General features: G+C 61.3%; 10 protein-coding genes and 2 pseudogenes. 4 read left to right on the top strand and 8 right to left on the bottom strand.

Translation table 11 applies throughout. The features are described from left to right. Window positions 1-332: 332 nt before the first annotated feature. Window positions 333-1,979 carry a glucose-6-phosphate isomerase gene (gene pgi / locus A37A_RS0112095; RefSeq protein WP_020494397.1) on the bottom strand — a complete coding sequence of 549 codons (1,647 nt, stop codon included), beginning with the start codon at window positions 1,977-1,979 and terminating at the stop codon, window positions 333-335. An 824-nt stretch (window positions 1,980-2,803) separates the two neighbouring features. On the opposite strand from pgi, the gene treY reads away from it, so the two are divergent. After that, window positions 2,804-5,635, top strand: a complete 2,832-nt coding sequence (gene treY / locus A37A_RS0112085) for a malto-oligosyltrehalose synthase (RefSeq protein ID WP_018291751.1) — start codon at window positions 2,804-2,806, stop codon at window positions 5,633-5,635. On the opposite strand, the gene treZ is transcribed toward treY, so the two are convergent. Further along, on the bottom strand, window positions 5,564-7,417 hold the full coding sequence (gene treZ / locus A37A_RS17415) for a malto-oligosyltrehalose trehalohydrolase (protein WP_018291750.1): 1,854 nt from the start codon (window positions 7,415-7,417) through the stop codon (window positions 5,564-5,566). The two genes, treY and treZ, sit on opposite strands and share 72 nt — an antisense overlap. A 110-nt stretch (window positions 7,418-7,527) precedes the next feature. Between treZ and tnpA the strand changes: the two are divergent. The 3 genes and pseudogenes from tnpA to A37A_RS21510 form a co-directional block, all read left to right on the top strand. Next, window positions 7,528-7,917, top strand: a pseudogene (gene tnpA / locus A37A_RS0112075) (IS200/IS605 family transposase); the annotation flags it as partial. 3 nt (window positions 7,918-7,920) lie between these two features. Then, window positions 7,921-8,775 (top strand): transposase, encoded by an 855-nt coding sequence (locus tag A37A_RS17410; protein WP_018291748.1) that lies wholly within the window; start codon window positions 7,921-7,923, stop codon window positions 8,773-8,775. Between the two features lie 15 nt (window positions 8,776-8,790). Continuing rightward, a pseudogene (locus tag A37A_RS21510) lies at window positions 8,791-9,069 on the top strand (transposase); the annotation flags it as partial. An 89-nt stretch (window positions 9,070-9,158) separates the two neighbouring features. On the opposite strand, the gene glgX reads toward A37A_RS21510, so the two are convergent. The 6 genes from glgX to A37A_RS17405 all read right to left on the bottom strand — a co-directional run bounded on the left by glgX (window position 9,159) and on the right by A37A_RS17405 (window position 24,179). After that, on the bottom strand, window positions 9,159-11,330 hold the full coding sequence (gene glgX / locus A37A_RS0112065) for a glycogen debranching protein GlgX (RefSeq protein ID WP_018291747.1): 2,172 nt from the start codon (window positions 11,328-11,330) through the stop codon (window positions 9,159-9,161). Then, a complete protein-coding gene (gene treS / locus A37A_RS0112060; RefSeq protein ID WP_020494395.1) occupies window positions 11,323-14,685 on the bottom strand; it encodes a maltose alpha-D-glucosyltransferase in 3,363 nt (1,120 codons plus the stop codon). Before treS ends, glgX begins: the two co-directional genes overlap by 8 nt. Window positions 14,686-14,891: 206 nt before the next feature. Further along, window positions 14,892-16,790: a heavy metal translocating P-type ATPase gene (locus tag A37A_RS0112050; protein ID WP_018291744.1), complete on the bottom strand. Its 1,899-nt coding sequence runs from the start codon at window positions 16,788-16,790 to the stop codon at window positions 14,892-14,894. After that, entirely contained in the window at window positions 16,787-20,008 is a 3,222-nt protein-coding gene (locus A37A_RS0112045; RefSeq protein ID WP_018291743.1) for an efflux RND transporter permease subunit, read from the bottom strand. The genes A37A_RS0112050 and A37A_RS0112045 overlap by 4 nt, the downstream gene beginning before the upstream one ends. Window positions 20,009-20,023: 15 nt before the next feature. Then, the gene (locus A37A_RS0112040) at window positions 20,024-23,290 is read right to left on the bottom strand and encodes an efflux RND transporter permease subunit (protein ID WP_018291742.1); all 3,267 of its coding nucleotides are present in this window, start codon (window positions 23,288-23,290) and stop codon (window positions 20,024-20,026) included. A 46-nt stretch (window positions 23,291-23,336) separates the two neighbouring features. Next, window positions 23,337-24,179: a hypothetical protein gene (locus A37A_RS17405; RefSeq protein WP_155996665.1), complete on the bottom strand. Its 843-nt coding sequence runs from the start codon at window positions 24,177-24,179 to the stop codon at window positions 23,337-23,339. Between the last annotated feature and the right edge of the window lie 51 nt (window positions 24,180-24,230).

Raw genomic sequence — 24,230 nt, 5'->3', positions numbered from 1 at the left:
GAAGGAGCGAGAACGGAGAGTGGCGGTACGCCTACAACCTCCCTTGCGTGTTCGGAAGCTCCAGATGACGTTGCAGGAGAAAGCGAAGGCAAGTTCGACCTCCTCTCCCTCGAGAGCTGTATGAGGAGCTTACCGTGGGCATAATCCTGCACCAACCTTGTCCGGAAGCCGAATGCGGGAAATCCGCCTGTTCGGTTTGATGAGCGGGGAGTGGAAACGGCCGATAGGGAGAGATACTCAGGCACTGTCATACCGAAAGGGGCAGCTCCCGCTATGGCTCTCCTACGTCGCACCGCGCCACTCCTCGACTCCACACAAGCTTTCTCCTGCGGCTAGAGCCAGGAACGCACGAGGCGAAGCAGGCGTTCGGTGGAGGAGTCGTGCGGCTTGTGTGCGGGTTCTCCGCTCAGTTCGGGCAGGATGAGTTGAGCGAGCTGTTTGCCCAACTCGACCCCCCACTGGTCGAAGGAGTCGATGTTCCAGATCGTCCCTTGGACGAAGATCTTGTGCTCATAGAGGGCAATCAGGCTGCCTAGGGCGCGAGGCGTTAACTTGCGAAAGAGAAAGGTATTGGAGGGGCGATTGCCTTCGAAAGTCCGGTGAGGAATGAGCCGGGCGACATCGTCGGCTGGCAACCCGGCGGCCTCCATCTCCCCGCGCACTTCGTTGGCGGTCTTGCCTCTCAAAAGCGCTTCGGTTTGCGCCAGGCAGTTGGCCAGCAGCATCCGGTGATGCTCGTCCGAGGGACCCAAGGGATTTTGGCTCTGGGCGGGGACGAGGAAATCGGCGGGGACGAGCTTGGTGCCCTGGTGGAGAAGCTGGAAAAAGGCGTGTTGTCCATTGGTTCCTGGGGCACCCCAGAGGATCGGCCCGGTCGTCACGGAAACGGGAATCCCGTCCTTTTGGACATGTTTCCCGTTGCTCTCCATGTCCGCCTGTTGCAGATAGGCCGGGAGAAAGGCCAGATATTGGTCGTAGGGGAAGACCGCGTGGGTCGACGCCTGGAAGAAGTTGTTGTACCAGATGCCGAGAAGTCCCATGAGGACAGGAATGTTCTTCTCGAACGGAGCCGTGCGGAAATGTTCGTCCACCGCGTGCGCCCCGGCCAGCAACTCCTCGAAGTGATCCATGCCGATGGCCAGAACGATGGAGAGGCCGATCGCCGACCAGAGGGAATAGCGGCCGCCGACCCAGTCCCAGAAGGGAAACATGTTTTTTTTGTCGATGCCGAAGGCAACGACCGCCTTTTCATTGGTCGAGATCGCCACGAAATGCTTCGCCACTGCGGCGGGATCCTTGGCCTTTTCGAGAAGCCATGCGCGGGCCGATCGGGCGTTGGTGAGCGTTTCCAGGGTGCCGAAGCTCTTCGAAGAGATCAGGAAAAGAGTCGTCTCCGGAGAGAGGTCCCGGAGAGCTTCGGTAAGCTGAGTTCCGTCGATGTTGGAAACAAAATGGAGGCGAAGGGAAGAGTGGTAGGGGCGAAGGGCATGGGTGACCATCACCGGGCCGAGGTCGGATCCGCCGATGCCGATGTTCACAACGTCATGGATCGGCTGCCCCGTATACCCGCGCCATTTACCCTCTCGCACGGCTTCGCTGAATTTCCTCATCTGATCGAGAACGGCATGTACCTCTGGCATTACGTCCTTCCCGTCGACGAGGACGGAGCTGCCGCGAGGGTTGCGGAGCGCGGTGTGAAGAACCGCGCGTCTTTCGGACACGTTGATCTTCTCCCCGGCGAACATCTTTTGGATCCAGCCCGGCAGATCCGCCTGCCGCGCGAGCTCCAGCAATAGTGCGAGGGTTTCGTTCGTTACCCGATTCTTGGAGTAGTCGAAGACGATCTCCTCCAGGGAGAGAGAAAAGCGTTCCGCGCGCCCTGGATCCTCGCGGAAGAGATCCCGAAGATGAAGCGGGCTGATCTGGGCGTAGTGCGCCTGAAGCTTGCGCCAGGCGGGTAAAGCGGTGGGAGAGTTCATAGGATTGGGATGGTTCGAGGGTAGCCTGCCTGTCTCAGAAGCTTTCTCCTGCGGCATGCGAAATGGACCTGTCTGCTTCGTTGGGCCTTGGTTTTTCCTCCTTGCAGTATGTCTTTATACCACTCCTGGGGAAAACCTACGCCCCGCCTTGCATCCAGATTCATTCACCACGCCTCGGGTACGAACTTTGGGAGACATGCAGGCTAGCAACGGGGGTTTTCCGATTCCGTGGATGGATGGCTTCGAGACGAAACTCTTCGCTCCAGTCGGCTTTGTAAAGAAGCCGATAAGACGAATCCGTAGCAGGCGGGTTCGCCGCAATCAAGCCGATTCTGCGCCTCCGCTAAAGAGAATCGCCTCTCTTCTGGAGCATCGTTGGCTCACTGCCATTTCTCAGAAGCTTTCTCCTGCGGCATGCGAAATGGACCTGTCTGCTTCGTTGGGCCTTGGTTTTTCCTCCTTGCAGTATGTTCCTCATACAGCTCCGGGGGAAAACCGGCGCCGCGCCTCGCATCCAAGCCCATTTGCGGTGCCTCGGCTACGAACTTTGCGAGAAATGGCGGCTAGTGAGAAACAGCAAGCGGGGGCCTTGCTTTCGACAGGGAGCTTTGCCATGCTTTCGTCCATTGGTCCATGTCCGGCCGTGGCCGTGCAGGAGGAAGTGCAGGAATGTGGGCTTTTGGTGCCCCGCCGCTCCCGCTCCGGTCGACGCCGGATGCCGCCTCTCGGTCAGTCAGATCCGATTTAAGGTCGGGAGGAGCTGAAGCGCACTCCTGCCTGAAGGCGAGCCTGCAGGATTGCAGGTTGGGCAAAGAGCCGCACGTATGCGCATTCCCTTGTCTACTTATCGTGTTCAGCTGCGAAAAGAACTGGATTTTGCAGCCTTGGAGCCCGTCGTGGCGTATCTCGGTGAATTGGGAATCGGGGATGTCTACGCATCGCCGATCACGCGAGCGCGGACGGGCAGCAGTCACGGATATGACGTTGTTGATCCGGGAGAGCTCAATCCGGAGATCGGCTCCCTCGAGTCCTTCACTCGCCTCATGGAAGACGTCCACCGCCGGCAGATGGGATGGCTTCAGGATGTGGTTCCCAATCACATGGCCTACGACAAGGAAAACCGGTTCCTGATGGACGTGTTTGAAAACGGCCCACAATCCGAATTCTACGAGTTCTTCGACATCGAGTGGAACCACCCCTATCCCACGCTCCGGGGCCGGGTACTTGCCCCGTTCCTGAGTCCTCATTACGGAGAGGCGCTGCAAAAAGGGGAGATTCGCTTGTCCTTTGAAAAGGGTGGCTTTTGGGTCTCCTATTTCGATCACCGATTCCCGCTCTCCATCGAAAGCTACGGAACCGTTCTTGCGCAGGTCCAGCAGCAGATTCGCAACCGCTTGGAGCGCCGGGATCCGGACTATCTGAAGCTCCTGGGCGTCATCTACACGGTTCGCAACCTGGGTTCCGCGGCGAGCCGCGAGGAGAGGATCGACCAGACCACCTTCGTGAAGGGAGTCTTGGAAGAGCTCTATCAGAAGAATGGCTTCGTGCGGACCTCTCTGGACCGGAGCCTGGAGAGGTTCTCTCCCGCTAATCCCACCCCGGAATCGCTGGCGCTCCTGGATCAGCTTTTGTCCGAGCAGCAGTTCCGTTTTGCCCACTGGCGGGTGGCTTCGGAAGAGATCAACTATCGGCGTTTTTTTACGGTCAACGATCTCATTTCGGTGCGCATTGAGCGGGAAGAGGTCTTTGCGCGTGTCCACCGGCTGATTCAGGGCTTGGTCGCGGAAGGAAAGATCACCGGGATTCGCGTCGATCATATCGACGGGCTCTATCGTCCGCGTGCCTACCTCGATAGTTTACGGAAAGCCCTGCCGGATACCTACACCGTAGTGGAGAAGATCCTGGCATTCGGGAGAGAAGATCTCCCGAAGGATTGGCCCGTCGAAGGCACGACTGGATACGACTTCCTGGCCATGGTCACGCAGTTCTTTTGCCCGAAAGAGTGCGCGGGAGCCTTTACCCGCTGCTATGAGGATTTCACCAGGCTTGAGCAGAGCTATGGCCGGCTATTGAGGGAAAAGAAGCGCTTCGTCATCGGGCGCCGACTCGCGGGGGATCTCGACCGCATCGCCTTGATGATCCACTCGCTCTGCGCCCGTCTCTGGTTTGGGCCGGACGTGACGATCTACGCGATTCGCAGAGCCTTAGTCGAGGCGCTCTCCTGTTTCCCGGTCTATCGTTCCTACGTCGATGCCGATGGACCAAGTCCGGAGGATCGGCGGTGGATCGACGAAGCGATCCAGACTTCGGAAGAGAATCTGCCGCAGCTCAAGACCGAGCTTGACTTCATCCGCCGTTTTCTCGTTGGCGAGATGCCGCACGCTCTGGCCGAGGAGGACCGAGCGCAGGCGCTCGACTTCGTCCGCCGTTTTCAGCAATTAAGCGGCCCTCTGATGGCCAAGGGCTCGGAAGATTGCCAGTTCTACGTCTACAATCGGCTTCTTGCCCTGAACGAGGTCGGAAGCGATCCTTCCCGCTTCGGGATCGATGCGGAGGAACTCCATCAATTCCTGAGAGATCGATCGCTCCACTGGCCTCACACGCTCAATGCCACGATGACGCACGACGCAAAGCGGGGGGAGGACGCTCGTGCCCGCTTGTGTGTGTTGGCCGAACTTCCGGAAGAATGGGCGCTTCTGCTCGCCCAGTGGACCAAGATCAATGCGGGGAAGAAGCCCAGGCTTGGCGATCTTTCTGTTCCCGACGCGAATGCGGAGTATGCCATCTACCAGGCTCTCTTGGGGGGCTGGCCGTGGAAGAATGGGGAGATGGAAGAGTTCCGCGAGCGCTTCAAGGCCTACTTCGTCAAGGCCAGCCGGGAGGCGCGGAGCTTTTCCGGATGGCAGAATCCGAACCGTCTCTACGAGGAGCAATGCTGCGCCTTTCTGGATCAGATTCTCGATTGGGAGCAAGGAAAGGAGTTTCTGGCGGCTTTCCTTCCCTTTCAGCAGAAGATCGCCCGGTACGGGGTTTTCAACTCGCTTTCCCAGGTTGTCCTGAAGACGGCGGCGCCCGGGGTTCCCGACTTTTATCAAGGGACGGAGTTCTGGGATCTCTCCTTTGTCGATCCGGATAACCGACGGCCCGTCGATTTTAGTCTGCGGAGAGAGCTCCTGGCGGAAATCCGCCGGAACGGAGACCAGCCGGGCTATCGGAAGGAGCTTCTGGCGCATGCCGAGGATGGAAGGATCAAGCTTTTCGTCACGCACAAGGCTTTGCAGGCGCGGCGGCTCTTCCCGGAGATCTTCCGCTCCGGCAGCTATGAGCCGATCCCTTTTTCCGGACCGCGGGCAGAGCACGCCTTCGGCTTCCTGCGCTCCTGGGGAACGCAGCACCTGATCGCGATCGTTCCCCGTTTCGTCACGCAGCTCTGTTCCAGCGAGGAGGCACCGATCGGTCCGGCGGCATGGAGCGATACCTCGGCTCCTCTTCCCGAATCGCTTTCCGGCTCGTGGCGATGCGCCCTTACGGGGAATTCGCGCCATTGGAAGGGGCAGCTCCCGCTGGAAGAAGCGATGGCTGAGCTACCGGTCGCTCTCTGGATATCGGGCGGAGTCGATGCCCCTGGCATAGAAAACGGCGCTGCGAGCGGCTAAGGAGAGGAGGGAGGCGGGTTCGAGGCGGTTCGGTCCGGGGACGCCTTCCCCCATCCACCGAACTTCTTCGGTGTCAAAAATCTTCTCGACAATGGGGAGATCCGGATCGACGCGGATCGAGCGCGGTTGTGGCGAGAAGTTGAAAAAGCTTTCCACCCGCGCCTCTCCGCTTTTGCGCCTCAGCCGAAGAAGCCCGGTCTTCTCGTCCGCCTCGCAGAAATTCTCGCTCCCCTCGAGCGGGACATGGCGAAGCACGAGTTCCCGCAAGGCGAGAAGTTCTCGATGGAGTTCCCAAAGGACGCCGTGGCTCCCCGCATGGCGGAGTTCCCATTGAAGGACGGCGGAAAAATAGGTCGCCTCGGCGGCCGGGTCGGGGATGTCATCGCCTGCCCCATCGTGAAAGGCGGCGAATTCGCGCTTACGGCCCTTGCGCACCGCTTCCAGGAGCTCCGGGTCCTCGTGATCGACAAAGTAGGGGAAGGGGTGGGGCTCTCCATATTCCTCCCCCATGAAGAGCAGGGGGAGAAAGCCCGAGAAGAGCAGGCAGGCGGCGGCCAGCTTCCGGGACGAAAAGTCGAGGATGCTGCTGAGGCGATCGCCGTGTGCCCGATTGCCGACCTGGTCATGATTCTGGGCGAAGGCCACCAACTGATGACGTCCGATCCCATCCGGCGGGGCGCCGTGACGCCGGCGCCGATAGGCGGAGTAGCGGCCATCGAGGACATAGCCTTGGGAGAAGGCCTTGGCGAGATCCGTCACGCCCCGAAAATCGACGTAGTAGGCCTGTCTTTCGCCGGTCAGCAGCCCGTGAAGGGCGTGATGGAAGTCGTCGCACCACTGGGCGGGAAGCCCGTTGCCGCCCGGTCTCGGTCGAACGAGCCGGGGATCGTTACGGTCGGTTTCCGCAAAAAGAAGAAGCGGTCGATCGATCTCCCGCTCCCATTCCCGCGTGCGCAGGGCTAGCTCTTCCAGGAAGGGAAAGGCCGATTCATCATGAATCGCGTGGATCGCATCAAGGCGGAGGGCATCGATGTGAAACTCCGCAAACCAGGTATGGGCGTTTTGCAGGAAGTAGCCGCGAACCTCGTCGCTGTCCGCGTCATCGAAGTTGACTGCCGGCCCCCAAGGCGTCCGGTAGTTGTCGGTGAAATAGGGACCGAACTGGGAGAGGTAGTTCCCCTCGGGACCCAGGTGGTTGTAGACCACGTCGAGGACGACGGCGACTCCCGCCTCATGGCAGGCGTTGACCAGCGTTTTGAGACCGGCGATCCCGCCGTAAGAGGTTTGCACGGCAAAAGGGTAGACGCCGTCGTAGCCCCAGTTCCGCCTGCCAGGGAACTGCGCGACCGGCATGATCTCGATGGCGCGAATGCCGAGCTTTCGAAGCTCGGGAAGTCTCGGGAGGATCGCGGCAAAGCTCCCCTCCGGAGTATAGGTTCCGACGTGGATCTCGTAGAGGACGTAGTCGGGCAGGGCAAGCCCTGTCCAGGATCGATCCGTCCAGGGAAAGTGATCGCCTGTGATCGCCGAAGGCCCATGGACTCCGCGGGGTTGGCAGCGCGAGGCGGGATCCGGAAACTCCCGGTCTCCGTCCAGCCGGTATTGATAGAGCCAGTCCGGCTTGGCCTCGGGTACGGTCACGGTCCAATAGCCGGTGCCATCCTTTTCCATTGGATAGATCCGCTGGATCGGATCGACCAGAGAGAGCTCACAGCGCGAACGATAGGGAGCCCAGATGCAAAAACGACATCCGTCCAGGGTGAGAAACGCTCCTTGATTCATAGAGTTCCTGCAAGGAAACCTGCGATTTGAATCGCGGGAGGAATTGCGATTGCGCGGAACACAACACGTGACGTAGTCTTTCCGACACGCAACGCGTTGTCACCAATCGCAATCGTGTTTACAAAACCGCATACCATGTGGTATGGTGCCAGAAGTATCGGATCGACGTGTTGACGGGACCGATGGCCGAGGAAATGCGAGCGATGCTGGATTCGATTTGCGCGGAAAGAGATTGGCCGATGATCTCCAAGGAGATTCAGCCGGACCACATCCATCTGTTTCTCAGCATGCCTCCCGCCATTGCCGTGGCCGACGCCGTCAAGGTGCTCAAGGGCGTTACGGCTCGCTTGCTGTTTCAACGGTTTCCAGCACTTAAGGAGCGGTTGTGGGATGGACATCTCTGGTCTCCATCCTATTACGTCGGCACCGCCGGCAATGTCAGCGCGGAAACCATCCGTCGCTACATCGAACGATCCGAACACGTCACCAAGAGGCGATAGGCCATGATGCGCACGGCGTCGATCAAGTTGGACGCGTCGCCAGAGCAGCGAGCGGCGCTTGCCGCGCTGCAATCCGACTTTGCGAACGCCTGCCAGCGGCTTTCCGCCGTCGTTCGCGAGCATCGGGTCTGGAATCGGGTGGCATTGCATCAACGCGCTTATTCGGAGATGCGTTCTTCGACTCCGCTGGGCAGCCAGATGTGCTGCAATGCCATCTTTTCGGTTTGCAAGGCGTACAAGGCACTCAAGGTAACCGGACGGATTCCGAAAGACACGCCGGTTCCGGCAATCAGCTTCCAGCGCGCCAGCGTCCACTTCGACAAGCGCACCTACGCGCTCAAGAAGAATGCCGTCTCGCTTTATACCCTGGGCGGACGCGTCATCGTTCCGATGCGTCTTGGGGAACACCAGCGGCGCATCCTCTCCTTCGGCCGGCCGAAGGAGGCGGAACTGGTCTTTCGCAAAGGCAACTGGTATTTCAACCTCGTCGTCGAATCCGACGACAAGGAGCCGATCGCATCCGGCCCGGTAATGGGCGTGGATGTCGGCGAAAACAATCTCGCGGCACATAGTTTGGGAGGGATATTCGGCGGCGGTCGTCTGTGCGATCGTCGCGACCGCCATCTCGCCCTGCGTCGCCGTCTCCAGTCCAACGGCAGCCGAAGCGCAAAACAGAAGCTCCGGCAGGTCTCCGGCAAGGAGAGGCGGCACGTCACTCATGTGAACCACGAGACGAGCAAGGCCATCGTGCGGGAGGCGCTCGAGGCCGGAGTCTCCAAGATCACGATGGAGGACCTGACGCATATCCGCGACCGGATCAAGGCTGGCAAGCGCATGCGCGGAAGATTGCATCGCTGAGCCTTCCGGCAGCTCCAACGCTTTGTCGAGTACAAGGCGAAATCGGCCGGCATCGCGGTCGAATACGTCGATCCGGCCTACACGAGCCAAACCTGCTCGTCTTGTAAACAATTGGGCAGACGCACGAAGCATCGTTTCGTGTGTCCTCACTGTGGTCTCCGGGCGCATAGCGACTTGAACGCAAGTCGGAATCTTGCCCGGATTGGCGGAACGGCGGTTCCGCCAAGGGCGGCCGTAAGCACGCCTAATGTTGGAGGTGCGGATGTTGGCAACCATGTCTGCGCTTCACGATAAAGCCTGCGACTTCAGTCGCGGGTTGTTTACGAGGGTTATCTTTTCGGGTTGTTGGAAACCGATGCTGCGGAGAAGGCCGATTTCGAGCGCTACTCGCTGAGGATCGGTTCCAGGAACTCTCCGGGCGGCAGAGGCTCTGCGGGTCGCTCCCCGCGGAACAGGACGCTTGTCTGTCCCATCAGCGTGTATGATTCTCCGGAGGCCAACGGCTCGGGGGCCAGGCTGGGTTGATTGGTGTCGAGGATCCGCTCCCAACGAAGGCTTTCGCGCCGCTTGGGAAGCACGAAGGGGATCGGCTGCTCCGAAGCGTTGAAGAGTATGAGCATCGAGCTCCCCTCGACCGGGGCGCCGAACTCATCGACGACACCGGTCATGTCGCCGGAGAGGCGTACTCCGAGGCACTTGACCGCTGGGGAGGTCCACTCCGATTCGTCCATCGGCTTTCCGGACGGGCCGATCCAGACCACGTCGCGAATGTCGGAGCCGCGGATTTCCCTCCCTTGGAAGAAGTGACGACGCTGGAAGACCGGCTCCTTCCGCCGCATCCAGATGAGTTGTTGCACAAGTTGGGTGAAAAAGAGCTTTTCTGCCGTCGGCTCCCAATTGAGCCAGGAGATCTCGTTGTCCTGGCAATAGGCATTGTTGTTTCCCGACTGGGTATGGCAGAGCTCATCGCCCGCTCGGACCATGGGCACCCCTTGCGAGGTGAGCAGCGTGAGCCAGAAGTTGAGCTTCTGCTTGGTTCGAAGCGCTAGGATCGCAGGATCTTCCGTTGGGCCTTCCGCGCCGCAGTTCATGCTCCAGTTGGCATCGGTGCCATCCCGGTTCTTCTCCCCGTTGGCTTCATTGTGCTTCTGCTCGTAGGAGACCAGGTCCAGGAGGGTAAAGCCGTCGTGGCAGGTGATGAAGTTGATGCTGGCGTGGGGCAGCTTTCCGCTCGCTTCGTAGAGATCGCTGGATCCAGCGAGGCGGGTGGCGAGCTCCGAGACCATGCCCCCTTCTCCCTTCCAGAAGCGACGGACGCAGTCTCGGTATTTGCCATTCCACTCCGCCCAGCCGACGGGAAAATTCCCGACCTGATAACCTCCTGGGCCGAGATCCCAAGGCTCTGCAATCAATTTCACGCGGCAAAGAACGGGGTCCTGATGAATGAGGTCAAAGAAGGCCGAAAGTCGGTCGACCTCGAAAAACTCGCGGGCCAAGCTGCTGGCCAGATCGAAGCGGAAGCCGTCGACGTGCATTTCGCTCGCCCAATAGCGGAGGCTGTCCATGATCAGCTGGAGCACTCGGGGATGGCGCATGTTGAAGGTATTGCCGGTGCCGGTGAAGTCGACGTAGTAGCGGGGATCTTCCGCCGAAAGCCGGTAGTAGGAGAGGTTGTCGATGCCTCGGAAGGAAAGGGTGGGTCCCAGCTGATTGCCCTCCGCCGTATGGTTGTAAACCACATCGAGGATCACCTCGATCCCGTGGAGATGGAGGGAGCGAACCATCGACTGGAACTGCTCCGTGCAGGTGAGACCGCAATTCGTAACCGCGTAGCGGAAATCCGGGGCAAAAAAACCGAGCGTGTTGTATCCCCAGTAGTTGGAGAGTTTTTTTTCGATCAAGACTCGCTCATCAATATGGTGATGTACGGGAAGGAGCTCGATCGCGGTAACACCGAGCTCCAAGAAGTAGCGGATCATCTCATCGTGGGCTAGGCCGAGGTAGGTGCCGCGGAGCTCCGGCGGGATTTTGGGATGAAGCTTGGTGAGCCCCTTGACGTGTGTCTCGTAAATAATGGTCTTATGCCAAGGAACTGCCGGAGCACGATCGTCGATCCAAGGAAACATGGTGTGGGCGACGCGGGCTAGGGGAACGAGGTGGCTGTCGTCGCGCGGATCGAGGGCAAGATCTTCCTCGGGATCGCCGACCGCGTAGCCGAAAACCGCGTCGTCCCACTGGAGGTGGGCGCCGATTTCCCGGGCGTAGGGGTCGAGGAGTACCTTGTTCGGGTTGAATCGCAGGCCGCGCGACGGCTCGTAGGGTCCATGGATCCGATAGCCATACTGCTGTCCCGGCAGCATTCCAGGGACATAGACGTGCCAGACCTCGCCGTCCGACTCGGACACGGGAATTCGCTGGAGCTCGCGACGGTCTTCGGAAAAGAGGCAGAGCTCGACCTTCTCCGCATTCGCGGAAAATAGCGCGAAGTTAACCCCACGGCCGTCCCAGTAAGCGCCCAGGGGGAAGGGATTTCCCGGCAAAAATCGCTCAAACATGGAAGGGATGTTGCAGGACCGTTTTCAGGAAGCGGAGCCGGATCGCCGTGGACGAGGGCTCCCAACGCAGCACGAAATCTAATTCCGAAAGACCGCGCTCCACAAGGCAGAATCGGAGAAGACGAGCTTCTTCTTCCTTGGAAGTTGGGCAGCAGGGAGCGTCGGCCACGGCTTCGCGATAGGCGCGCCAGAAGACATGGCTTGCATAGAACCACCAGCGTTCCACAGCCGCTTGCATCCAGGGGAGATCGGTTTGCGACAGGCCCCCATTGCGCCCGAGTGCGGAGAACGCGGCGGCGTAGAGGGAGGAGATGAGGCTCGCCACATCTCGGTGGGCGGGCCGCTTAAGCCTGCGCTCCGAGAGGGGCCGGTAAAATTCGCCTTCGAAGTCCGCAAGCACGAAGTCCTTGCCGGTGAAGCGTAATCGCCCGAGATGATAATCTCCGTGAACTCGAATCTTCGCGGCTCGGATCACCGGACCAAGGAAGGAGGCCAGAGCTTTTTCCACTGGATCGCCCAGCGATTGCCATTCTTGGTGCTCCGGGTCTGGCTGCCGGAGGGAGAACATCCGGCCGACACGCCGATGGGTCTCCATCGCAGCCTGGAAAAGGGAACGCTGCGACCAAGGGGTGAACGCTTCCGGGGAGAATGCGGAATCGGCCGTAGCGGCCGCCAGCGCCCGATGCATTTCCGCCGTTCGCTTTCCGAGGAGACGAAGGTGCTCGCAAAAGACCCCTTCGATCAACTGCGCTTGTTCCGGCGGCCAACTTTGCGGATCGCCGGCCGGGAGAGGAGAAAATTCGGCCGAGGCGGAACGCTGGCCTAAGGCTCTCTCCAGAAATCGGCTTACGGCGTCGAGGGCCAGACACCAGCCGTCGGCTTCGATGGAAGGGAATTCTTGGAGTAGCGCAAGGACAATGATCCCGCCCTGCTGCCGATGGAGATCGATTGTGCCCGCATAGCGCGGGAAGAATCGCAGAAGGCGGTGTTCACCCAGGTAACGGGCCATCTCGACATCGGGGTTGGGACCCTCTTCGAGCCTAAGATAGCATCTCAGGGCGAACCTCTTCTCATAGAGCACGGTCCGACTCTGCTTGGCACCGGGAAGGATCTCGGATTCGCTAGGCAGATCTCCCTTTCGACGAAGATCTTCCAGGTAGCCGGCCGGCCGTGCCTGGATGGTGGCGGTCTTCAAGGAGACGCGCCTCCGCGAAGCCAACCAGTCGAGCACCCATGCGCGGAAGGCCGGATCGAGGAAGGCGTCGATCAAGACGCCCGTCTTTCCCTCCCGAGCATACTGGGCGAAGACCTTTTGTGGTTCCTTCTGGAGAAAGCGTTCGGCCTCCTCGCCTTCGACAGGAAGCCATCCGCAGAAGGCGGTCCCGGCTTCGCCTTCGGAGTAGGAGAGACGAAAGAGGACGGCTTGCACGGGTTCCCCCAGGGAGCGGAGGGTCTCGACCTCGAGCGCGTCCTCCGCGACCGCCTGCGTGAGTTTCCGTGGGGAGCGGGTCGACCAGACCTCATGGGAGAGGTAGTCGGGGAGGGCATCTCCCGCGAAGGCTCGTCCCCGCTCGGAGAGCCAAAACTCGGGCGACGGCGGCTCCGGCAGTATTGCGATCCTCTCGCGGGAGGTCGACGGGGTTGCGGTGGGCGGGTGGAGCTCGAGCCAAAAGTGTCCGTAGGGACCCAAGGTAAAGGTGTAAGGCCGATCGGTGACCTCGGGAAAGCGCATGCGCCCGAAGACCTCCTCGGGAACCGCCCCCAGGAAGCTCGAAAGCGGAACCTGCGCGACCTGGCTGAAACGGGAGAGGTTGATGACCACCAGAATGTTCTGTTCCCCCTCAGAACGGAGGAAGGAGAGAACCTTCGGGTTTTGCGAGTGGACAAACTGCAAGCCTCCCCGCCGAAACGCGGAGAAGCGCTGTCTCATCGCAATGACTCGTCGGGTCCACCAGAGGAGAGAGGAGGGGTTGTTCTCCTCGAGCTCGGCATTCAACGTCTCGTAGTGATATTCCGGGTCGATGATTACCGGAAGGTAGAGCTTCTGGGGATTGGCGCGGGAAAAGCCGGCGTTCTTGTCCGCACTCCACTGCATCGGAGTGCGCACGCCGTCGCGATCCCCGAGGTAGATGTTATCGCCCATGCCGAGCTCATCGCCGTAATAGAGGATCGGCGTCCCGGGCAGGGAGAAGAGGAGCATCGTGAGCAGTTCGATCTTCCTCCGGTTGTTTTGCAGCAGGGGAGCCAGCCTCCGGCGGATGCCGAGGTTCAGACGCGCGCGCCGATCCTTGGCGTAAACCCGGAACATATAGTCCCGCTCCTCGTCGGTCACCATCTCGAGCGTGAGCTCGTCATGGTTTCGGAGAAAGGTGGCCCAACGGCAGCCCGCCGGGATTTGGGGCGTCTGCTCCAGGATGTCGACGATGGGATAGCGTTCCTCCATGTGCATCGCCATGAAGAGACGTGGCATGACGGGGAAATGAAAGGCCATGTGGCACTCGTCCCCGTTGCCAAAGTAGGCGGCTGCATCTTCCGGCCACTGATTCGCCTCGGCCAGGAGCATCCGGTTGGCGTAACGGCTGTCGATGTATCGGCGAAGCTCCTTGAGGAAGGCGTGGCTCTCCGGGAGGTTTTCGCAATTCGTCCCCTCCCGCTCGAAGAGGTAGGGAACGGCATCGAGACGGAGACCGTCGACGCCGAGGCCCAGCCAGAAATCGATGACGGCCAGGACTTCCTTCTGGACCGCGGGATTGTCGTAGTTCAAGTCGGGTTGATGGGAGTAGAAGCGGTGCCAGAAATAGGCGCGTGCCATCGGATCCCAGGTCCAGTTCGAGCTCTCGAAATCCTGGAAGATGATCCGAGCCTCCGTGTAGCGGTTCGGGGTATCGCTCCAGACGTAATAGTTCCGCCAGCGGCTCTTGGATGGAGCCCGGCGAGCCCGTTGGAACCAGGGATGCTGGTCAGAAGTGTGGTTGAGAACAAGCTCGGTGATGACCCGAATCTCCCGGCGATGGGCCTCTTCCAGGAACGAGACGAAATCGCGCAGAGTCCCGTAGTTTGGATGAACGCTGCAGTAGTCGGCAATGTCGTAGCCGTCGTCGCGCAGCGGCGAGGGGTAGAAGGGCAAAAGCCAAATGGCGGTGATGCCCAGCTTTCTCAGGTAATCAAGCCGCTCGACGAGGCCGACGAAGTCTCCGATGCCGTCCCCGTTGCCATCGGCGAAGGCTTTTACATGCACTTCGTAGAGGACGGCGTCGAGCCACCAATGGGGGGGTGGCTCGACGAGGGGTGCGGCCAAGATGCCATGGCGTCTGCGTCTTCGGGGAGTGGTCGGAAGGGCCGGTCGCGTTTCCATGATGAAGTGTCCGTCTCCAGCGACGCTCCTACCTTCGGAGCGTCCATTGATTGGTGCTTCACTTTGCTGCAAACGGCAAGCGGTTTGCTCGGGTTCGGGCACGGGGTGGACCGAGGATACGAGGCGGCGGACTCCGTTGCCCGTGCGAGCCGGAGAATCCTGGAGATGGGCCGACTCGGGTAACGGCGAGCAAAGCGACCTTCTTTTCACACATCATGGAGGATTCGCGGCGGTAGCGCAGCGCGAAGCGCGTTCCCGATGGCAAGGACGTCGAACAATTCCTGGGCGATCGCGCCTTCGACGGGGGGCAAGCACCCGGCGGCGGCGATCAGCATACCACACAGGCTCAGCAGCATGCCGCCGACGGCGCTCTGCAGCGCAATCCGCCGCATTCGTCGGCTGATGTGGAGGAATTCGTCGACCTTTCGAAGCGAGTTTTCCAGGCAGACCACATCGGCGGCTTCCGCCGTGACGTCCGCATTCTGCCCGATTGCCATGCCGACCGTGGCCGCCATCATGGCGGGGGCATCGTTGATCCCGTCGCCGACGTAGATCGTCTTGACTCGTGCGGTCTCCTTCCGCACGAGCGTCAACTTCTCCTCCGGCGTCCGACCGGCGTGGATCTCCCGGATTCCCACCTGCTCCGCGAGATAGCGGACCTCGGATTCACGGTCCCCGGAGACCAGAATCGTCCGGTGGAACTGGTGCTTCGGCCCGAGATGGGCCACGAAGGAACGGCTCTCGCGGCGCGGCATGTCCCGGAAGCGGCAGGCAGCGGCATAGCGGCCCCCGATCCAGACGATGCACTCGAGGCCCTCGGAAGAAGGCGGGAGCTTGGCCTCCTCAAGCTCGGCCCCGGCGAGCTGCGAGCGGCCGGTAATCCGCACCTGGAGCCCCTCAATCAATCCGGTGAGTCCCTGACCCGGCGGCTCTCTCACTTCCGAAGCCTCGGGCGGGGCGACTCCCTCCTTTCGGGCGGCGGCAAGGATCGCGCGCGCGAGCGGATGCTTGGAATAGTGTTCGAGTCCGGCTGCGGCCTTCAGCACCTCCCTTCGGGAAAAGCCCTCTGCGACGGAGAGTTCGGTCAGTCGAGGCTCGCCATAAGTGAGAGTTCCGGTCTTGTCGAAAAAGACGGTTCGGCATTGGGTCACCTGTTCGAGCGCCGCGGGCGTCCTGACGATGATCGACCGGCGAGCGCAGAGGGAGATCGCTCCGATGATGGCCACGGGAATGGCGAGGATGAGCGGGCAGGGAGTCGCGATCACGAGCACGGCCAGAAAGCGGACCGCTTGGCCGGTGAAAAGCCAGGTCGCCCCGGCGAGGGCGATCGCGGCGGGAGTATAGTAGACGGCGAGGGTGTCCGCGAGGCGGCGAAGCCTCGGGCGCTCCTGTTCGGCCCGAGCCATCACAGCGATTATTTTCGCATAGCGGGAATCCTCGGCTAGGCGAGTCGCGCGGACGGTCAGAGCCGATTCCCCGTTGATTGCGCCGGACAGGACCGAGGTGCCCAAAGTTTTCCGGATCCGAAAAGGTTCGCCCGTGAGGTAGGCCTCGTCCATCTCTCCGTGGCCTTCGACGACGACGCCGTCCACCGGGCAGGTTTCATGCGGAAAAACGACGAGCCGATCGCCGATGCGAACTGCCGAGAGGGGGACCTCCTCGAGTCCGGACGGCGCCTTCCGATGGATGCTCGAAGGCATCCGCTTGGCCAGAGCGCGCAACACCGAGGAGGCTTGGCCCATGGCGAAGCTCTCCAAGAACTCTCCCCCGGAGAGCATGAGGACGATGATCGACCCGGCGAGATATTCCCCGAGGCAGAGTGAGGTAAGGATGGAGATTCCGGCGAGGAGATCCGATCCGAACTCGCGGCGAAGTGCTTTTCTCCCCAGTTCAACGATGAGGGTAAGTCCTCCCGCTCCCAGCGCGATCAGAAGCGGTGTGTCGTAGAGGCTCGGTTGCGATCGGAACCCGAAGCGGAGTGCCAGATGGAGAGCGACGGCGATCAGGGTCATGGCGGCAACCGATCCGTTTCGGTGGCGGAGCAGCCATAATGCGAACCGGCGCGCATCGGATCTCTCTGCGGCAGGAGGAAGGTCGGGGTTCATGACGGCTCTTCCGCCGAGGGGATGTGCGTCCCCTTGGAGGCGGAAATCGCCTCTCCCGCCATCGCCGGGCGTCCTGGAGGCGTGTGCTTCTCGTGGTCCCGCTCGGTCCAGGTGTAGAGCGCCGGCAAGAGGAGAAGCGAGAGGAGGCTGGAAGAGAGAATGCCTCCGATGACGACAAGAGCAAGCGGTCGTTGTACCTCTGCACCCGCGCCCTGCGCGAGAGCCATCGGGAGGAAGCCCAGGCTGGCTACGGCTCCCGTCATGAGCACGGGCCGCAGCCGAATCTGGCAGCCTTCCCATACCGACTCCCGCACGCTCTTTCCTTCGTTTCGCAGCTGGTTGAAAAACGAGATGAGGACAAGCGACGCGAGGGTGGCGATGCCCGAAAGGGCGATGAAGCCCACGGCGGCGGAAAGGCTGAAGGGCAGGTTCATCAGCCTTAGGGAAAAGATTCCTCCCGTTGCTGCCAGCGGGACGCTAAGAAGCACCAGAAGCGTCTGCCGGAGCCTGCCGAGTGCGGTGTAGAGAAGAAAGAAGACGAGCAGAAGACCCGTGGGAATGATGACGGCCAGCCGGGCTTGGGCATGAACGAGGTTCTGATATTGGCCGCCAAACTCCAGGAAGTATCCCGGCGGGGGATGCAGAGCCCGGAGAATCCGGGCACGCGCTTCCCGGACAAAGCCTTCGAGATCTCGGCTGCCGAGCGTTACTTCCAACACCTGGTAGCGGATTCCGCTGCCGCGATGGATCATCCGGATCCGGTCGCGCACCGTGTAGTGGGCGACTTCTCCAAGAGGAAGTAGGCCTCCATTCTCGCTGCGCACGGGAAGCCGGAGAACTTTCTCGGGATCGCTTCTCTCCCCTTCGGGGAGCCGGATCACGATCGGGTAGCGGCGCTCTCCGTCGATCATCGTTCCGACGGTCTCCCCTCCCACGCCGTCTGCGATTGCGCTGTTGATTTCCGCTGACTGCACGATGTATCGCTCCATGGCCTCGCGATCGGGCAGGAATTCCAAGGATGGAGAACGCCCGGCCGACTGGAACTCGACCTCGAGGGCGCCGGGGATGGTGCGAAGGATCTCCCGGGTGCGCGAGGCCAGGCCCTCGAGGACATCGTAATCCGGTCCAAACCACTTCACGGCCAGCTCGGCTCGCTGACCTTCAAGCATGTCGTTGAAGCGCATCTCGATCGGCTGCACGAAGAGCATAGTCTGCCCGGGAACCCGCGCTTCGACTTCGTGGGAGATGATCTCGATCAGCCTTTCCCGATCGATCGGGCGGCCATTCTCCCGGCGCCACTGCGAGCGGGGCCGAAGCATCATGTAGAGATCGTTTTCATTCGGGGGCATGGGATCGGTCGCAATCTCGGAGGTCCCTGTCCGCGAGAAGAGGAGCTCGGCTTCCGAAATGCGGGAGAGCAGCATCTTCTCCGTCTCCTTTTCAATGGCCACCGACGCTTCCAGGCTGACCGAGGGAGCTTTGTAAAATTCGATGGTGAAAGCTCCCTCATCAAGGCGTGGGACGAAAACGGCTCCCATATGACTCAGCGTCCAAAGAGCGAAGGCAAATGCCGCGAAGGAGCCTGCCACCAGAAGAATCCCGCCCCGGCCGAGCGTCCAACGGAGGATCGGGAGATAGGCGCTGCGGGCGAGTTGGATCAGCCAGGTCTCCCGGCCGGAGGCGTTTTCCCGGATCCAAATCGTGGCCGCCGCGGGTACATAGGTCAGGGCCAGGAGCAGCGATCCCGTGAGCGCGAGGATAACCGAAAAAGCCATGGGGCGGAACATCTTCCCTTCGATGCCGCCGAGGGAGAGTATGGGGACGTAGACTACGGTGATCACCAGCACGCCGAAGAAGACGGAGGGCCCGACCTGCTCGGCGGCAAAAAGGACCGTCGAGAGCCTTTCGCTCGGGGTGAGGGGTTGTCCCGAGGAGCTCCGGCGCCGGGCCAGCTCGCGCAGAGCGTTGTCCACGAGAACGACCGCGCCATCGACGAGTAGCCCAAAGTCGATGGCGCCCAGGCTCATCAAATTGGCGGAGATATGGAGCGGACCCATGGCGAGGAGCGCGAAAAGAAAGGAGAGGGGAATCACGGAGGTGACCAGGAGGCTTGCCCGTACCTCGCCCACCAGGAGAAAGAGAACCCCAACAACGAGCAGGGCACCTTCCGCGAGGTTTTTTACGACGGTCTGAATCGTCCGGCCGACCAGCTCCGACTGATCGTAAAGAATGTGGATGTCGACGGTGGGCGGAAGACGCTTTCGGATGTCTCCGATCTTTTCCTTTACGCGGCTCGCGACGGCCTGCGCGTTCTCTCCGATCAGCATCAGGACCGTGCCAACCACCTCCTCCTTGCCGTTCACGGTGGCCGCCCCCGTTCGGATATTCGGTCCGACGGCGACTTGAGCCAGATCGCCGACCAGCACTGGCTGCGTGCTTCCCGCATACTTGACCGGCAGCCGCTCGACCTGCGCGAGATCCTCGACCCGGCCAAGCGAGCGGACGAAGAGCTGCTGGCCTATCTGGTCGATGACGGCGCCTCCCGCATTTTGCACGTTCTTGCCGACCAGGGCGCCGAGATCGGAAACGGTCAAGCCGGCGTGGAGGAGGCTTTCGGCGGTGGGAGAGACGACGATCAGCTTCTCATAGCCACCCGTGGTGTTGATGTCCGCAACGCCGGGAATCCTCCGGAGGAGCGGCTTGACGGTATATTCCTGGAGCAGCCGCAGCTCCATAAGCTGGAGCATTTCGGTCGGAGGCCTGTCCTTGGCCTCCGGGCGGTATTCGAGGGAGTAGTAGAGGATCTCCCCCAGGCCGGTGGCCATTGGGGCAAGCGTAGGGCTCAGGCCGCGCGGAAGTTTGGCCTCCGCCGCGAGCAGTCGCTCGGCTACGAGCTGCCGGCTCCGGTAGATGTCGGTGCCGTCGCGAAAGATCAGGGTCACTTGGGACAGGCCGAACTTGGAGAGGGAGCGCATCACGTCGAGCCCCGGGATGCCGGCGAGCTCGACTTCGAGGGGAAAGGTGACGAGCTTTTCGATCTCTTCCGGCGCAAGGGATGGCACGGCGGTGTTGACCTGTACCATGGGGCTGGTGATGTCGGGAACCGCATCGATCGGCAGCCGAAGAGCCGACCAGATCCCGAGTGCGAAGAGCGTCGCCGAGGCAAAAAAGATCAATTCCCGCCGGCGAACGGCGAAACAAAGGAGGGCGTTAATCACAGCGCTCTCCGTGCATTAGCCGGGCGAGCCGTCGCTGCCGGAGGCACCGGAAATGGGAGAAGAGAAGCCCTCGGGAGAGCCGGGAATCTTTTCTCCGGCCGACGGTTGCGGCACGCCGCCGGCCGGTGGGCGATCGTTGCTTGTGCGTGCGCCTTCCCGCCATCGTTCCATCCAGGAGTAGAGGGTCGGCAAGAGGAGGAGGGAGAGAAGCGTCGAGGAGAGGACTCCCCCGATGACCACGACCGCCAGAGGCCGCTGCACTTCCGCGCCGGCTCCCTGTGCGAGCGCCATGGGGAGGAAACCGAGGCTGGCGACCGTGGCGGTCATGAGGATCGGCCTGAGGCGGACTTGGCAACCTTCCCACACCGCCTCGGCCACCGTCTGTCCTTCCTCCCTCAGTTGACTAAAGAAGGAAACCAGCACGAGGGCGGCCAAAACCGCGATGCCGGACAGGGCGATGAAGCCGACGGCCGCCGACAGGCTGAACGGGAGTCCGGCGCATTGGAGAGCAAAGATCCCCCCGGTGATCGCAACCGGGACGCTAATCAGCACTAGTGCTGTCTGCCGGAAGTTTCCTAAGGCCATAAAGATCAGGAAGAAAATGAGGAGGAGCGCAGCCGGAACGATCACCGTCAACCGGGCCTGCGCACGAAGGAGATTCTGATATTGGCCGCCGAATTCCAAAAAATAGTCCCGAGGAACTTGGATTGTCCGAGAGATGCGGCTTTGTGCTTCGCGAACGAATCCCGCTACGTCGCGGCTCCCCAGGGTCACTTGCACCGGCTGGTAGCGGATTCCTCCGGAACGGTGGATGATGCGCACCCGTTGTTCGACGTTGTATTTGCCTACCTCTCCGAGCGGCAAGAGCCCTCCCGATTCGCTTCGCACAGGCAGTTGGAGGATCGTATTCGGGTCGGAGCGCAAGGCGTCGGGAAGACGAACGACCACCGGATATCGCCGCTCCCCATCGATCATCGTTCCCACGACCTGTCCGGCCATGGAAGTCGCTACCGCGGCATTGATCTCCCCTGCTTCCACGGTGTACCGATCCATCGCCGACCGGTCGGGAGAGAACTCGAGCGAGGGAGCCCGACCCGCCGACTGCATCTGAACATCGATGGCCCCAGGGATCTGCCGCAGAATCTCCATGGTTTTTGACGCCAGAGGCTCAAGCACGTCGAAATCCGGCCCATACCACTTTGCCGCCAAGTCGGCCTTTTCACCCTCCAGCATCTCGTTGAAGCGCATCTCAATCGGCTGGCCGAAGAGCATCCCTTGTCCGGGAACTCGCATCGCGATCTCGCCTTGAATGATTTCGATCAAGCGATCTCGGCTGATTGGCTTTCCCCTCTCTTTGCGCCACTCCTCCGGGGGACGGAGAATGAGATAGGTGTCGTTTTCGTTTTGAGGCATCGGATCGGTGGCGATATCCGGGGTGCCCGCCCGGGAGAAGACGAGGGAGATCTCCGGGACGCGGGACAAAAGCATCGACTCGGTCTCCTTTTCGAGCGCCATCGAGGCGGGCAGCCCCATTGACCACGTTTTGTACATCATCACGGTAAAAGACCCTTCGTTGAGTCGGGGCACGAAGACCGCCCCTATCCGGCTCAAGAAGAAGAGCGAGAGAGCGAAGAGGCCGAAGGACGAGAAGACGACAAGCGGCCCTCCCCAGCCGAGCGTCCATCGCAGCGCCGGAGTGTAGAGCGCACGCGCCCAACGAATCAAGGGGCTTTCCCGATCCTGCAGATTCTTGCCGAGCCAGAGCGAGGCCCCCGCGGGAACATAGCTGAGGGCGAGCAAGAGAGAGCCGGAGAGGGACAGGATGACCGTCAGAGCCATGGGCCGGAACATCTTCCCTTCGATTCCCCCGAGAGCTAGAATGGGAAAATAGACCACGGCGATCACCAGCACGCCGAAGAAGACCGAAGGTCCAACCTGCTCGGTGGCTGCGAGAAGGGCCGCCCGGCGCTCCGCAGGGCTGAGCAGTCGGCCGAGTTGCTCCTGACGGCGGGCAATCGCACGGATCGTATTTTCCACGATCACCACCGCCCCATCGACGAGCAAGCCGAAGTCTATGGCTCCCAGGCTCATCAGGTTGGCCGAAACATGGAGCGGCCGCATGAGGGAGATCGCGAAGAGAAAGGAGAGAGGAATGACCGAGGCCACGAGCAGGCTAGCGCGGACATTGGCAACCAGGAAAAAGAGCACGCCGATGACCAGTAGCGCTCCTTCCGAGAGGTTCTGGATGACGGTGTGGATCGTACGGTGCACGAGATCCGATTGATCGTAGACGATCCGAAGCTCGACCCCGGGCGGCAGCCGCTGTTGGATCTCCGCCATCTTCGCCCGGACTCGCCCGGCGACGCTCAGCGCATTTTCCCCGATCAGCATGAGGACGGTCCCCAGGACGGTCTCCTGACCGTTGTAGGTCGCTGCACCGGTCCGAATGTTGGGTCCAACGGTCACCCGGGCCAAGTCGCGGACGAGGATCGGCTTGGCGGAACCCCCATATTTGACCGGCAGCCGCTCGACCTGCGGGAGATTCTCGACCCGGCCAAGCGAGCGGACGAAGAGCTGCTGTCCGGCCTGGTCGATGACGGCGCCTCCCACGTTTTCGACGTTCTTTCCCACCACGGAGGCCAACTCCGAAGCGGTGATTCCGGCGTGAAAGAGGCTTTCCGGGTTCGGCTCGATCAAGATGAGCTTTTGATAGCCTCCGCTGGTGTTCACATCGGCCACTCCCGGCACCATGCGGAGGAGGGGTTTGACCGTATATTCCTGGAGAAGGCGCAGCTCCATGAGCTGTAGCATCTCGGTAGGCGGCTTCTGCTTGGCATCCGGCCGGTAGTGGAGCGTGTAGTAGAGGATTTCGCCCATTCCCGTGGCGATCGGCGCGAGCGTCGGGGTCAAGTCCCGGGGGAGCTTGGACACCGCAGCCAGGAGCCGCTCGCTGACCAGTTGACGGCTCCGGTAGAGGTCGGTGCCGTCCCGGAAGATCATCGTAATTTGGGAAAGCCCGAACTTGGAGAGCGATCGCATGGTCTCCATGCCAGGGATACCCGAAAGCTCGATCTCCAGGGGAAAGGTCACCAGCTTTTCGATTTCCTCGGGCGCCAGGGCCGGGACCGGAGTGTTCACTTGCACCATGGGGCTGGTGATGTCCGGAACCGCGTCAATAGGGATCTGGAAAGCGGACCAGAATCCGGCGCAGAGCAGCCCGATCGCGGCGAAGAGGACCAGCTCCCGCCGATGCAGCGAAAAGGCCAACAGCCGGCGAATCATCGCTTTCTCCTGAAAGCCGGAAAACCCAGCCTAGCGCAATTGCTTCTCATTCGGAACTCCGGGTGACTCCCTGGCGGAGCGAGAGCTCCAGAAGCCAAAGATCTTCCGCACCGTGAGAGACCACGAGCGTGCCGGCGGGCGGGTTGCCCACGAAAGCGACGAGCCCATCAATCGAGAAGGAGACGGTGATCGGAGTTCTCTGATAGAACCGGCCGTCCCAAACGTAGACGAAGTTCCCTTCCGCGCTTGCCAGAAGAGCGCTCTGGGGGACGGCGAGACGCGAGGTGTCGCTTCCGAGCGGGGTCGAGAATTCGATCCACGTGCCGACGGGGAAGGCGTTAGCGGGATCGGGGAACTCGATCAGGAGCTCGGCTTGGCCGGTCACCGAAACAAGCTCGTGATCGATTTGGAAGATCTTGCCTTCCTTTTCCGGCGGCCCGTTCACATCCTGGCCCTTGTGACGGAGCAGGACGGGTTTGCCGACCTTGAGCTTTTCCGCCGTTCGTGGATCGATGAAGACGGTGGCGTAAGCATTGCCGGAGCGGATCGAGCCGCTCGATTGCGCCCTTTCGGACGCTCCGCGGTAGACTTGCGCGCTTCCGCTGAGCTGGGGAGCCAGATGGTGGACAATCACCGACGTCGTCTCGAGATGCAACGCCTTGCGGGTGATCTCCCCGAGAAGGAGCCCCTTGTCCGGAACAAGTTGCGGGGGCTCTTCGGCCTCCTTCTTCGAACGGGAATCTTCCGAAGCGACCGTGGGCTCTTGCGGAGCCGGAAGGTCGGGTCGGTTCATCCGTTCCGCGGCCCATCCTGCAGTGGGCAAAAAGGCAAGCAGCATGCAGAGCACGCAGCCGAACCGTTGCGAGGGGGTCAGGAGCGCGTCTATCATGACCACCGGGAGGTTATAACCTGCCTGTTTCCCAAGCGTTCTCCTGCGGCT

It is taken from the genome of Verrucomicrobium sp. 3C (assembly GCF_000379365.1).
Classification (GTDB): domain Bacteria; phylum Verrucomicrobiota; class Verrucomicrobiia; order Methylacidiphilales; family Methylacidiphilaceae; genus Methylacidimicrobium.
This window is presented reverse-complemented; position numbering and strand designations above follow the sequence as displayed.

What these genes read in the sequence shown, in the direction of transcription:
- treZ (WP_018291750.1), bottom strand. Translation starts at nt 7,417, where the DNA reads ATGAATCAAGGAGCGTTTCTCACCCTGGACGGATGTCGTTTTTGCATC.
- treS (WP_020494395.1), bottom strand. Translation starts at nt 14,685, where the DNA reads ATGGAAACGCGACCGGCCCTTCCGACCACTCCCCGAAGACGCAGACGC.
- A37A_RS0112050 (WP_018291744.1), bottom strand. Translation starts at nt 16,790, where the DNA reads ATGAACCCCGACCTTCCTCCTGCCGCAGAGAGATCCGATGCGCGCCGG.
- A37A_RS17410 (WP_018291748.1), top strand. Translation starts at nt 7,921, where the DNA reads ATGATGCGCACGGCGTCGATCAAGTTGGACGCGTCGCCAGAGCAGCGA.
- A37A_RS0112040 (WP_018291742.1), bottom strand. Translation starts at nt 23,290, where the DNA reads ATGATTCGCCGGCTGTTGGCCTTTTCGCTGCATCGGCGGGAGCTGGTC.
- treY (WP_018291751.1), top strand. Translation starts at nt 2,804, where the DNA reads ATGCGCATTCCCTTGTCTACTTATCGTGTTCAGCTGCGAAAAGAACTG.
- pgi (WP_020494397.1), bottom strand. Translation starts at nt 1,979, where the DNA reads ATGAACTCTCCCACCGCTTTACCCGCCTGGCGCAAGCTTCAGGCGCAC.
- glgX (WP_018291747.1), bottom strand. Translation starts at nt 11,330, where the DNA reads ATGTTTGAGCGATTTTTGCCGGGAAATCCCTTCCCCCTGGGCGCTTAC.
- A37A_RS17405 (WP_155996665.1), bottom strand. Translation starts at nt 24,179, where the DNA reads ATGATAGACGCGCTCCTGACCCCCTCGCAACGGTTCGGCTGCGTGCTC.